Annotated in this window: 10 protein-coding genes and 1 riboswitch; of the genes, 6 read left to right on the top strand and 4 right to left on the bottom strand. The window is 41.7% G+C overall.

The genetic code is table 11. The features are described from left to right. Positions 1-8: 8 nt before the first annotated feature. The 6 genes from KJS44_RS03880 (at position 9) to KJS44_RS03855 (ending at position 5,715) form a co-directional block, all read left to right on the top strand. On the top strand, positions 9-1,337 hold the full coding sequence (locus KJS44_RS03880) for an MATE family efflux transporter (protein ID WP_008689508.1): 1,329 nt from the start codon (positions 9-11) through the stop codon (positions 1,335-1,337). A gap of 188 nt (positions 1,338-1,525) precedes the next feature. After that, on the top strand, positions 1,526-1,966 hold the full coding sequence (locus KJS44_RS03875; RefSeq protein WP_008689509.1) for a winged helix-turn-helix domain-containing protein: 441 nt from the start codon (positions 1,526-1,528) through the stop codon (positions 1,964-1,966). 711 nt (positions 1,967-2,677) lie between these two features. Continuing rightward, on the top strand, positions 2,678-3,040 hold the full coding sequence (locus KJS44_RS03870) for a cysteine-rich VLP domain-containing protein (RefSeq protein ID WP_081484672.1): 363 nt from the start codon (positions 2,678-2,680) through the stop codon (positions 3,038-3,040). A gap of 370 nt (positions 3,041-3,410) precedes the next feature. Beyond that, positions 3,411-3,776 carry a replication initiator protein A gene (locus tag KJS44_RS03865; protein WP_008689510.1) on the top strand — a complete coding sequence of 122 codons (366 nt, stop codon included), beginning with the start codon at positions 3,411-3,413 and terminating at the stop codon, positions 3,774-3,776. Further along, a complete protein-coding gene (locus KJS44_RS03860; protein WP_008689511.1) occupies positions 3,763-4,008 on the top strand; it encodes a hypothetical protein in 246 nt (81 codons plus the stop codon). The genes KJS44_RS03865 and KJS44_RS03860 overlap by 14 nt, the downstream gene beginning before the upstream one ends. Positions 4,009-4,098: 90 nt before the next feature. After that, positions 4,099-5,715: a recombinase family protein gene (locus tag KJS44_RS03855; RefSeq protein ID WP_008689514.1), complete on the top strand. Its 1,617-nt coding sequence runs from the start codon at positions 4,099-4,101 to the stop codon at positions 5,713-5,715. A 191-nt stretch (positions 5,716-5,906) separates the two neighbouring features. Here the strand turns inward: KJS44_RS03855 and KJS44_RS03850 are convergent, their stop codons facing one another. The 4 genes from KJS44_RS03850 to pflB form a co-directional block, all read right to left on the bottom strand. Next, positions 5,907-6,326, bottom strand: a complete 420-nt coding sequence (locus tag KJS44_RS03850; RefSeq protein ID WP_008689516.1) for a helix-turn-helix domain-containing protein — start codon at positions 6,324-6,326, stop codon at positions 5,907-5,909. Positions 6,327-6,531: 205 nt separating this feature from the next. After that, positions 6,532-8,991, bottom strand: coding sequence for an ATP-binding cassette domain-containing protein (locus KJS44_RS03845; protein WP_008689518.1), 2,460 nt, complete (start codon positions 8,989-8,991; stop codon positions 6,532-6,534). A gap of 221 nt (positions 8,992-9,212) precedes the next feature. Beyond that, positions 9,213-9,968 carry a pyruvate formate-lyase-activating protein gene (gene pflA, locus KJS44_RS03840; protein WP_008689520.1) on the bottom strand — a complete coding sequence of 252 codons (756 nt, stop codon included), beginning with the start codon at positions 9,966-9,968 and terminating at the stop codon, positions 9,213-9,215. A gap of 62 nt (positions 9,969-10,030) precedes the next feature. Continuing rightward, entirely contained in the window at positions 10,031-12,286 is a 2,256-nt protein-coding gene (pflB, locus tag KJS44_RS03835) for a formate C-acetyltransferase (RefSeq protein WP_008689521.1), read from the bottom strand. 127 nt (positions 12,287-12,413) lie between these two features. Continuing rightward, a riboswitch (ZMP/ZTP riboswitch) is annotated at positions 12,414-12,495 on the bottom strand. Between the last annotated feature and the right edge of the window lie 306 nt (positions 12,496-12,801).

The raw sequence follows: 12,801 nt of genomic DNA, 5'->3' as shown, positions 1-12,801 counted from the left end.
AGGCGACGATGAACGATAACATTTTAGATCAAAAATGGAGTGCGGCATCGCTTCTGCGATTTGCATTTCCTACCATCGTAATGATGATTTTTATGGGACTATACACCATTGTAGATACGATCTTTGTGGCGCAGTTTGTGAATACGGATGCGCTTTCTTCTATCAATATCGTGTGCCCCATTATCAACATCACGGTGGGACTGGCTACCATGATTGCAACGGGCGGAAACGCGATTGTTTCCCGAAAAATGGGGGCAGGTAAAAATCAGGAGGCAAAGGAAGATTTCACCTTGCTTATTATCACAGGTGCGGTGATTGGGTTTCTCATTCTTTTGGGTGGGACAATCTGGATTGACAACATTATTTATGCTCTTGGTGCCAGTAATCTGCTCTTTCCCTATTGCAAAGATTATCTCATGGTGCTGTTTCTATTCATTCCAGCCAATATACTGCAAACGCTGTTTTCAAACCTGTTTGTGACGGCTGGAAAACCGGGCCTTGGTTTTGGGCTGTCTGTCCTGGCGGGCGTGGCAAATATAATTTTGGATTATATCTTCATTGTCCCCTGTGGTCTGGGTATCCAAGGCGCAGCTTTGGGGACAGGCTTTGGTTATCTGATTCCCACAGTCACTGGGCTGGCATATTTTGCCCGGAACAAAGGAACGCTGTCTTTCACAAGGCCAAAATTGAAATTGGCAGTCATCGGAGAAAGCTGTTTTAACGGCTCCTCCGAAATGGTAGGCCAGTTGGCAACAGCCGTCACAACATTTTTGTTCAACCGCACTATGATGAACCTGCTGGGAGAGGATGGCGTTGCGGCAATCACGATTATTATTTACTCTCAATTCCTGCTGAACACGCTGTATATCGGCTACTCTATGGGAATAACACCTATCATCGGATTTAACTATGGAAACAGGAATGAAGTTCAGCAAAAAAAGGTTTTCTCTATCAGTATGCGGTTTATTGCGGCGGCATCGGTGCTGATATTTGCGGTTTCCATGTTTGGAGGCTCCTATATTGTACGGCTGTTTGCGGATGATACATCGGAAGTCTATCAAATTGCGGCGAATGGTTTCACTATTTTTTCATATAGCTTTCTATTCTGCGGTTTGAATAATTTTACATCCGCAATGTTTACAGCATTGTCAAACGGAAAAGTATCTGCAGTTCTTTCCTTTTTGCGGACATTCGGCCTACTGGCTGGGGGTATTTTGTTACTGCCACGTATTTGGGGAATAACGGGGGTATGGCTGGCTGTACCTGTTGCAGAGGGAATTATGTTTGTCGTATCTGCCATCTGCCTGATACATTACAGGAAAAAATATTCTTATTAAACAAGAAACTGTTTCCGTATTATAAGGAGATATGTTTTTATATAGTCAAGCTAACAGTGACGAATGACAACTTTATTCAGTCGAAATGAAAGCACAAATACCTACACTGATGGAGGTGACGACATGGGAAATTAGCTGTATTTGATATATCTGAACCGGGTGGCATAATTGCAGAAAAGCTGCTCATTTTGTTAAGCGCCCGTCAGCGTCAGGAATTGGTAAACTATCTTCTCGATTCCCAGAAACAACAAAATAATCTTGCTGACAGCCAATGTATCATTTCCGAAACTTATAAGTTGCAGACAGTCATTGATGAACCGTTTATAGAGATTCGCATAGGTGATTTATACTTCTGCCAGGAACAACGGCTTGTATGTATTGGCGAGCAGATAATTGAATTAACCGCTAAGGAATTTGACATCCTTGCTTTGTTAATCGCTCACCCGAAGCGTGTATTTACTTATGAGCTTATTATGGAATTGGTCTGGAATGAGGATTATTCGCTCTATTCCCGAAAAGCAGTCAATAACCATGTGAGTAATCTGCGGAGAAAACTGAAAGTTACACAGGATTCTCCAGGCTACATCAAAAGTGTTGTCAGCGTTGGTTATAAATTTGAAGTGCCGTAATATAGACCACAATGTAAGATTTTGCTTGCCCTGTGGCCTTTATTAGATATGGTAGGTGGTGAAGGAACATTAGGGAGACTTTACAGCTTGTGCTGCAAGGGAAAATTATCCCGAACATTTCTTTCAAAAATGCCTCTGTCGCTGGCTTTCTATGATGTATTCGGGATAATCAGACTTTCGGGATAACCATTTTTGTTCCGCTTTTCGTATGCCTTTACAATGGACGCACAAATTTACCGACAAGTAACCTTGACATTATGCTGTCAAGGTTCAAGAAAGGCAATCCATAACCATGTGAGTAAACTTTGGAAGAAACTAAGGTTTGAGCCTGATCTGCCAAATTACGTCGAGAGCGTTGCCGGAATCGGTTATAAATTTGAATATCTGTCTGCTCCATAAAATCCGTCGTAGGAACAACTGCGGCGAATTTTTTTGCAAATTTTTATTCAGACGGCAACTTTCCCCTAAAAAATGTACAGATATATGAGGGGATTATTTTATAACAACTTACCTGTACACGGCAATTATGAATTTTTTGTGAAATTTGCAAAATGCCCCCGTAATTTCGTCTCAAAAATGAATTGAACAATAGAAAGATATTTTTTGTGCAAAATTGACCGCCCTATTTCCCCTCAAAAATGAAATGTATAGTAGAGGGACATTTTTTTACGGTAGGAAGGAGGTGTTTTTATCCACAATCAGATTCCGGTGATGAATTATCCGCAGTACCGCCGGATGCGTAAACTGGTACACGAGTGCTGCAACTACGATAACGGAAACTGTATTCTTCTGGACGACGGGGAGAAATGTGTCTGCGTCCAGAGTATTTCCTATTCGCTTCTCTGCAAATGGTTCCGCTGCGCTGTCCTGCCGCTGGACAGGCCATTGGAAACGGCGTTGCTGTTCCAGGAGGAATTAAAACGCTGCGTGGTCTGCGGCCAATCATTCCTTCCCGGTTCCAACCGGGCGAAATACTGTAAGCTCTGTGCAAAGAAAATCCACCGCGGACAGAAAACAGCCAGCGACAGGAAAAGGCGGCTCCTATGCGGACAATTAGAAGCAAAAAAGCCTTGAGATTATTGGCGTTTTAGGCTGCGGTCAACGGGTATGAGGGATAAATCCCCTGCTCCCCTCTAAAACCTGTTTTTAACTGTCCGCAGGACGATTTTGACCTAAACGGGATTTTCCCATTCAGGTGTTGATTTCTACTTTGCCAATTTACCGCTTTTGCCATTTCCTCCTATATGGGATTCTCCAATACTGGATTTTCAGAGACTGGAAAACCTGACGCTCCGGACAGCCCTGTTCCTCTCTTTCCGGCGATGGATTTCCAGACAGTCTTGACGACCCATATTTAGATGGAAATTAAAGAGAAGAAGTTAATAACAAGATAGTCAATATCAATCCAATCAATCAGGGATGGATTGATGGAAAGGAGTATATGATGCAAAATGATTTTTTGACGCCTTACAAAGAGGACAGCGGCGTACCGCCCTATCTGCCATTTCCCCGTTTTCTGGTGCCGATGGACTTATCCAACGACGCAAAGGTACTGTATGCCCTGCTCTTAGATCGGGCGGGTATTTCCAGAGAAAACGGATACATAGAACCGGACGGGCGGATTCGTCTCTACTTTACGCTGGAAGAAGCAAAAGGAAAGCTGCATAGGAGCAGGCAGGTGGCGACCAGGGCATTTCAGGAATTAGAACGCTGTGGTCTGATTCTCCGCAGAAAGCAGGGGCTTGGCCGTCCGGTGGTCATTACGCTGAATATTTTACCTGCAAGGAAGGAGCGTGATGGGATTGCGTAAACCTGCAGATTTCAGTGAACTTCCCAAAAATCTGAAACCGGAAATTGCCGAGCGTGTGGCAGAGCATTTCAAAGACGGCGTTTTCGAGTTTGATTTCAGCACAGAAGAAATGATTGCCGTTGAAGGGAATACGGTCTATCATGTCATCCCCCATTATGCGGAGGGAGAGGCGGAAAGCGTACTGGACAAGCTGCGCCGTATCATGGCGGGAAATTTGGAGGCAACAGAATGAAAGTTGCTGAAAAAAGAGGAACGGCGCGTTATAATATAGGCAACCGTTTACCTGGCTGTTATCCCGATACACGGGAGGAAAGGAGCTACTATGAACCAGCAGCCAGATAAGATCACAGCGTTATATTGCCGTTTGAGCCAAGATGACGCACTCGACGGGGAGAGCAATTCCATTACCAACCAAAAGTCGCTATTATCCAAATACGCAACAGAACACGGATTCCGCAATCCCATGTTTTTCGTGGACGACGGATTCTCAGGAACAAATTTCCAAAGACCCGGCTTTCAGGAAATGATGAAATATGTGGAGGACTATTCGGTTTCCACACTGATTGTCAAAGACCTGTCACGTCTGGGCCGGGAGTATTCCTATATGGGGCGGCTGCAGGATTTCATCTTCCCCGCTTACGATGTCCGGTTTATCGCCATCAATGATGATGTGGACAGTGCAAAGGGCGAAAATGACTTTGCTGTGTTCAAAAACGTATTTAACGATTATTACGCCAAAGACACAAGCAAAAAAATCCGGGCAGTCGTAAAAATGCGCGGAGAAGCCGGGGAACACATCGCCAGTAACCCGCCCTACGGATATGTGAAAGACCCACAGAATAAAAAGAAATGGATTGTAGACGAGGAATCCGCAAAGGTGGTGCGGCGTATCTTTGATCTGTGCATTGCGGGCAAAGGACCAATGCAGATTGCAAAAATCCTGACCGCTGACAGGGTATTGACGGTTACTGCGTATAACGCCAGACAGAAGGGATGGGCCATGCCGGATAATCTGTACCGGTGGTGTGCCAAATCCGTTGCCGGAATACTGGAGCGGCCGGAATATACCGGTTGTACCGTTAATTTTAAGACCTATACAAAATCCCTGAAATTCAAAAAGCGGATGGAGAATCCGAAAGAAAACCGACGGATATTTGAGGACACACAGCCAGCGATTATTGAGCGGGGACAGTGGGAACGGGTGCAGGCGTTAAGAGCCAACAAGCGCAGACCCACAAAGACGGGAAAAACAAGCATTTTCTCCGGTCTTGTCTATTGCGCCGACTGTGGCGCAAAGCTCTATTACTGTACCTGCAATACCTACAAGAATGAGTCTCAAGACCATTTCGTCTGCTCCAATTACAAGAGCAATACAGGTTCCTGCCAAATCCATTACATCCGAGAGGTTACGCTTTATAAACGGGTGCTGGAATGTATTCAGGGAACACTGACCTATGTGCGTTTGTTTCGGGATGATTTCACTCAGGAAATGTTGGCGCAGGACGAGGCCAGCCGGAAAGCGGAACTGACGCAAAAACGGAAAGCCCTCTCCGGGACGCAGAAGCGTATGGAGGATTTGGACAAGATCATCCAAAGGCTTTATGAAGATTCCGTACTTGGGAAATTAAGCGACCTCCGCTTTCAAAAACTCTCGGCACAGTATGAAACAGAGCAGGCGGAAATTCAGCAGCTTGCAGCTTCGCTGGAGAGAGAAATTGAAAATGAAGCCGGACAGATTGCCGATGTAGGGCGTTTCCTTCAGCTTGCCGACAGGTATTCCGATTTGCAGGAGCTTGACGCCTCTACGGTAAATGAACTGATTGAAAAGATCGTGGTCCACAGCCCCGAGAAGATCAGCGGGAAGAAACATGTCACGATTGAAGTCTATTTTACCTATGTGGGGAAATCCGGATTCCACTTGCCAAACCGGAACTACTGACAGATACAGAAAAACCGGCGTGACCTCTGCCACGCCGGTTTTACCGGGATTTTAGTTTACTTCCTTATGGGCCTCCGTCTAATGCTGGATCCCCTTGATTTCAGTGTTTTATCAAAAAGTAATTTGAAAGATCAGCTTCCATTGTCCTACTCATCTTTCCATAAAGTATCGTATTTGCTGATCACATACAATCAACTTTCTGTTATCTCTACCACCGATGCTTCCACAGCTTGATAACTTTTCATAGCAACCGCGTTCAGTAAGATACATAAAATACCAAACACCAAACATGCGATAGCGATAAAGCGAATAACTTTCCACACTTTACGACTGCGTTGATTCCGCTGAGCAAGCTGTAAATTTAATTGTTCAAGCTTCTCTGCCAATAACGTATTCTCTAATGTATCTTCTTCATTAATAGATCGGTTCAATAACGTACTTACCGATACCTCAAACATCTCACTTAGTGCAATCAACATATCTGCATCAGGTACAGATAACCCTCTTTCCCATTTTGAAATTGTTTGTCTTGTCACGTGCAGCTGATCTGCCAAAAATTGCTGGGACATCCCTTTTTCTATACGTAAAGTCTTTAAGTTTTCATGAAACATAACTTAACCTCCTCATGTCTCGTATACTCTATCATAAATCGTTTTGTTTTCCTAGCAACCATAACAAACATTATGTAACGTATCGCATACATTGCGCGTATATCCTATTTTATCAACGTAAAGTATCGTATTTTTCTTAACCGTGTTCTTTCATTCAAATCCTACACTTCATCAAGAAAGTGATACGGCGCAGACATTAGTCTTCCTAATCCTTTATAAACCTTTTTAAATATGGTGCAATAACACTTTCATTTTGATGTAAGAGTGCTAATGGACTTCCTTGAGCAATCAACTGTCCACCATGAACGCCGCCTTGAGGTCCTAACTCAATAAGATAATCACAAGCTGCTAATAGTTGCTCATTATGCTCAATCACCAGAATGCTGTGTCCTTCTTCTACCAATTCCTGCAATAACTTAATAAAGTTTTCCACATCCTGCATATGCAGACCTACGGTTGGCTCATCTAAAAGATATAGATTATGTTTCCCTTTGGTTTGCAAAAGCTCTCTTGCCAGCTTCAAACGTTGCGCTTCTCCTTGGGATAACGTGGTTAAAGATTGATTCAGCTTTACATACCCTAGCCCGATGTGCTCTAACAGTCGCAAGATTTTCTGTATTTCTTTTTCCTCTTTAAAAACAGTTATCGCCTCTTCTACACTGAGCTGTAAAACCTCATGAATCGAATATCCATGATAGGTTACGCGTAATACTTGTTCCTGAAACTGTTTGCCATGACATTGCGGACAAATAACCTCCTGATCTTGAAAAAACAACATATGGCTTTTTATCGTTCCCATGCCTTCACAATGCTCACAACGTCCTTTTTTTGAATTAAAGGAAAAATAAGCATCTGTGAATCCCAATGCTTTTGCTTGCTTAGTTTTGGCATACACCTTGCGTAAAGGAGTGGCAAGATTGGTGAATGTGGCAATATTGCTGCGTTTCATACGTATCGGTGGTTGTTGGTCGATACAAATCATTTGATCAAACTGTGCTAAGCCTTCTACACGATTTACTTCTGTTTGCTTGTTCCCCTTTGCCAATACATCAAATACAAGTGTAGATTTTCCTGATCCAGAAACACCGCATATTCCACATAGCAAATGTATTGGCAATTGCACATCCATATGTTGCAGATTATGTCGGCAGGCATTTGTGATTTGGATATATGATGATGGTTTTCGATATGCATGTACTTTACTGGTAAGATGTTGCATGGCATAGGCAGTAGCACTATTCTTACATTTCAATACTTCCGCAAAACTTCCCTGCGCCACAATTTGCCCACCGTGAATCCCTGCTTTAGGACCGATATCAACAAGATGATCCACTTGTTGTAATACACCTGCATCATGTTCAATCACAAGTACGGTATTCCTTAAATCACGCATATCCTTTAAAATCTCTACGATGCCATCGGTATCTTTCGGATGCAGTCCAATCGTTGGTTCATCTAAAATATATAATAAACCAGACATTGTTGCATCTAACAGTGATGCTAAGTGTAAACGCTGTGCTTCGCCATTGGATAGACTTATCATACTGCGATTCAACGTTAAATAACTTAAGCCTAATTTTTGTATACGTCGAAGCTTTGTTTCCATATCCAAAAGATAAACATCACAAAGCGCATGTTCATTTTGTGTTAGCGATGCTCGTACAGCTTGCAGCCAACAAGCTATTTCTTCCAATGTCAGATTTACAATTTCCGGTAAACGTTTGTCAAGAACCGTAATTGCTCTGGATGCTTCCTTTAAACGTTCCCCCTGACAGCTTGGACACACAGAACGTTTATAACAAGCCTCAAGACTGGTTGGTACTCCTTCATGCTCTTTTAATTTCCTCCATAAATAAGGAAATACTCCTTCAAAATGTATAGCTGTTGTTTCCCTGTTTGCTTCATCTTTAACATATGATAAAAATTTTTCATCCTCACTGCCATATACAAGTAAACGATATGCCGCTTCTTCATATTGTGCAACCGCTGCTTTTAAATCTTGTTTGATACCATAATATGCCAATGCATTTGCATATTGACTTATCATATACGATTGATAGCGATGCTTCCAAAAAGTCACTGCACCCTGTGATAAGCTTAGATCAGCATGCAACACCTGTACAAGATCGATTTCCCAGACACTGCCCATGCCCTCACAATCCTTACAGGCGCCTTCTCTGGTATTAAAGGAAAAGTCTGTATGCATCAATTTTTGTACTTTCTCATGACAATGAGGACAATATTGATATGTCATATATTCATCCTCTATGCGTATCGTTTCTTCTGCACAGACGCTGTTTTTATAAAGCTGATGACAATTTGGACATTCTCGAACACCTAGTTTTTCATACAGCATACGCAGATCCGTGTACAGATTAGTTGCTGTTCCTACACTAGAGCGCGGATTGCGATTACCGCTTTGAGCATTTACACATACAGCAGCACATGCATGTTGAATCCTTTCCACAGCTGGTTTTTGTATGCCTTGCATACCTAAAGCTTCTAAATATTGTCGTTGACACTCGTTGAATAAAACATCAAGGGCTAATGTTGATTTTCCAGAACCGGAAACTCCGGTAACAGCAATTAATTTATTCTTAGGAAGACGTAAAGAAACATCCTTTAGATTCCCTTGATTGGCATGCTCAATGATGATCTCATCCATGATATCCACTTCCTTAACTTTACATGTGATTTCATTTTAGCTTACTTTTTGCTATCTGTATACTTTCGATAATATTTTCAATGGTATCATCCTAACATTATCTTCTTCAAGTACATAAAAAAGTAATAAAATGTTGTTAACATAAACAATATAAAAATAAAGAAATAGCCATCTTATAGAAAATATTCTCCAGTAAGAATGGCTATCTCTTTTGTATCTGGTTACATGTTTTTATAGTCTTGATAATCTGCGGTATGCAGCAATGTATTTGCTCGCTCTATCGTTTCCTTATCTGGAGGTTCAATGCCCTCTAAAGGGTACTCCATGCCAAGCTCTTTCCATTTGTAAGCACCGAGTGTATGATATGGCAATACCTCAAAACGTTTGACATTATGCAATGTCTTCACAAATGCATCCAAACATTTCAGATCTTCTTCATCATCACTGCGCTGTGGGACTAAGACATGACGAATCCAAACCGGTTTATTGATGCTTGAAAGATAACGTGCCATATCTAAGATATTATCGTTGCCCCAGCCGGTTAACTGCTGATGTTTCGCTTGATTGATATGCTTGATATCCAGCAATACAAGATCCGTATACTGCATCAGCTCTTGAAACTTAGAAAAGAAAGGTTCTTCTCTAGTAAAAGGATTGGCGCAGGTATCAATTACGGTATGTACGCCTTTTTGTTTCGCCAATTTAAAAAGTTCCAATAAGAAATCAATCTGTAACAACGGTTCTCCCCCACTCACCGTAATCCCACCTGAATGCTTCCAGTAAGGTTTATAGCGCAAAGCTTTCCGCAAGACTTCTTCTGCGGTTTCACTGCCTTCCTTGATTTTCCAGGTATCCGCATTATGACAAAACTGACAGCGCATGCGACATCCCTGCAAAAAGATTACATAACGTACTCCTGGCCCATCTACCGAACCAAAGGTTTCAATTGAGTGAATGGCGCCTTTTCCATTTTCCATATGCATATCCTCCATAAAGAAAGGTCTGCAGTCAAACGACTTAAAACAGACCTCCTTCTTTTTTATAAATGATCGTGGCAAGTTCTGGAGATTACATCCAACTGCTGTTCACGTGTTAAGTCGATAAACTTCACGGCATATCCGGATACACGAATCGTAAAGTTTGCGTACTCTTCTTTTTCTGGGTGTTCCATAGCATCCTTTAATTTTTCAATACCGAACACATTCACATTCAGATGATGTGCTCCCTGATCAAAGTAGCCATCTAAGACATTTACCAGATTGTCGATACGTTCTTTTTCATCATGACCTAAGGCATTTGGGTTGATTGTCTGGGTATTACTGATACCATCCAATGCATATTCATATGGCAGTTTTGCCACAGAGTTTAAAGATGCCAATAAGCCATTCTGTTCTGCACCATAAGCAGGGTTAGCACCTGGAGATAATGGTTCTCCGGCTTTTCTTCCATCTGGTAATGCACCGGTCGCTTTACCATATACGACATTAGAAGTAATTGTCAGGATAGAAGTTGTTGGTTCTGAATTACGATATGTGTGACGTTTTTCGATTTTTTCCATAAACGTCTTTAACAGCCATACAGCGATTTCATCTGCACGCTCATCATCATTACCATAACGAGGGAAATCTCCTTCGATCTCATAATCGACAACTAAGCCATCTTCATCACGAACCGTTTTTACTTTCGCATATTTGATAGCACTTAAAGAGTCTACAACATGCGAGAAACCGGCGATACCTGTCGCAAAGGTACGACGTACATCGGTATCGATCAATGCCATTTGGCTTGCTTCATAGTAATATTTATCATGCATATACTGAATCAGATTCAGGATGTTGACATAAAGATCTGCCAGCCATTCCATCATATTGTCATATTTATGCATAACTTCATCATAATCTAAGTATTCACTGGTAATACCGCGATATTCTGGCCCTACCTGTGTTTTTGTCTTTTCATCAACACCACCATTGATTGCATACAATAAACATTTTGCTAAGTTTGCACGCGCACCAAAGAACTGCATTTCCTTACCTGTCTGCGTAGCAGATACACAGCAGCATACAGCATAGTCATCGCCCCAAACCGGACGCATAACATCATCATTTTCATACTGCACAGAGCTTGTATCAATGGAAATCTTTGCAGAATAATCCTTGAAGCTTTGTGGCAGCTTGCTGGAATATAAAACCGTTAAGTTTGGTTCCGGTGCAGGTCCCATGTTTTCCAAGGTATGTAAGAAACGGAAATCAGATTTTGTGACCATGTGACGGCCATCCATACCCAAACCGGCTAAATCTAAGGTAGCCCATACTGGGTCACCGGAGAACAGCTGATTGTAGCTAGGAATACGCGCAAATTTTACCATACGGAATTTCATTGTCATATGATCGATTAATTCCTGTGCTTCTGTTTCTATTAAGATACCTTTGGCCATATCACGTTCAATATAAATATCTAAGAAAGTAGATACACGACCAACGCTCATCGCAGCTCCATTTTGCGTTTTAATGGCAGCCAAGTATCCAAAATACAGCCACTGTACAGCTTCTTTGGCATTTGTTGCAGGACCACTGATATCATAGCCATAGCTTGCAGCCATTTCTTTCATGCCCTTTAAAGCTTTGATCTGTTCTGCCAATTCTTCACGCTGACGAATAATATCATCGCTCATGGTTCCACAGCCACAGTTTGCTTTATCCTTTTGTTTCATGGCAATCAGATAATCAATACCATACAATGCCACACGACGATAATCACCGACGATACGACCACGTCCATAAGTATCCGGTAAGCCGGTTACAATCTTATTACGACGTGCCAAACGCATCTCTGGTGTATAGCAATCAAAGACAGCATCATTGTGTGTCTTATGATATTCATGGAAAATCTCATGTAATTTTTCACTTGGCTCATAGCCATAAGTCGTACATGCCTCTTCACTCATCTTGATTCCGCCATAAGGCATAAAGGCACGTTTTAAAGGTTTATCTGTCTGCAAACCGACAACCTTTTCTAAATCTTTTAATTCGTTTGATATATATCCTGGGCCATAGGATGTCAAGGAAGAAACAATCTCTGTTTCCATATCCAGAACGCCGCCTTTGGCACGTTCTTCTTTTTGTAATTTCTGTAATTCGCCCCATAGCTTGTTTGTAGCTTCGGTTGGTTCTGCTAAGAAAGACTCATCACCATCATAAGGTTTATAGTTGTTCTGGATGAAATCTCTGACATTGACTTCTTCTTTCCAGATACGTCCTTCAAAGCCTTCCCATTCTTTGCGTTCTATGCTCATTTCACATACCTCCTTATTACCGTTTCATTATACGGATTTTTACGTGGATTTGCAATTGAAACGATAGGCTTTTATCGCTTTTGTTGCTATCCCAAAAATAAGAAAAAGAGCCTATACACATCCTGGACTCTTTCGCCCAGACGGTCGGCCCTGCTTTACCATTATACTCCATGTGGTCAATTCCACTTCCGTCAGTCATATAACTGTCTACACTTTATCATGTTCTTTTTGTGCCGTCAAGATATTACATATGTTTTTTTATCATAGAAAGGATGTTTGTTTGCGTTAAACATCATGTGACACCTTTCAACATGTTTTTGCTTCTACTACCAGCCTGTCAGACAACCCATGCTGAATCATTCATATTTGATTCTTTCATAAGAAATTTAATCTTTTCTCGTTAAGTTATCTTTACAAAAAGATTACTATTTTAATGAATTTTTCCCTTTCTGCTAAAATGAAAAAAGATCAGAAAACCATAGGTAATGTCGTCTGATCTCTTCATGATTTGGTAA

The organism is Longicatena caecimuris (assembly GCF_018406465.1).
Classification (GTDB): Bacteria; Bacillota_I; Bacilli_A; order Erysipelotrichales; family Erysipelotrichaceae; genus Longicatena; species Longicatena caecimuris.
Note: the sequence above shows the minus strand (reverse complement) of the source record. Positions and strands in the feature narration are given on the sequence as shown.

Bases quoted from the DNA above. Each gene is read 5' to 3' on its own strand.
- KJS44_RS03880 (WP_008689508.1), top strand. From the start codon at position 9: ATGAACGATAACATTTTAGATCAAAAATGGAGTGCGGCATCGCTTCTG.
- KJS44_RS03870 (WP_081484672.1), top strand. From the start codon at position 2,678: ATGAATTATCCGCAGTACCGCCGGATGCGTAAACTGGTACACGAGTGC.
- KJS44_RS03865 (WP_008689510.1), top strand. From the start codon at position 3,411: ATGCAAAATGATTTTTTGACGCCTTACAAAGAGGACAGCGGCGTACCG.
- KJS44_RS03860 (WP_008689511.1), top strand. From the start codon at position 3,763: ATGGGATTGCGTAAACCTGCAGATTTCAGTGAACTTCCCAAAAATCTG.
- KJS44_RS03855 (WP_008689514.1), top strand. From the start codon at position 4,099: ATGAACCAGCAGCCAGATAAGATCACAGCGTTATATTGCCGTTTGAGC.
- KJS44_RS03850 (WP_008689516.1), bottom strand. From the start codon at position 6,326: ATGTTTCATGAAAACTTAAAGACTTTACGTATAGAAAAAGGGATGTCC.
- KJS44_RS03845 (WP_008689518.1), bottom strand. From the start codon at position 8,991: ATGGATGAGATCATCATTGAGCATGCCAATCAAGGGAATCTAAAGGAT.
- pflA (WP_008689520.1), bottom strand. From the start codon at position 9,968: ATGGAAAATGGAAAAGGCGCCATTCACTCAATTGAAACCTTTGGTTCG.
- pflB (WP_008689521.1), bottom strand. From the start codon at position 12,286: ATGAGCATAGAACGCAAAGAATGGGAAGGCTTTGAAGGACGTATCTGG.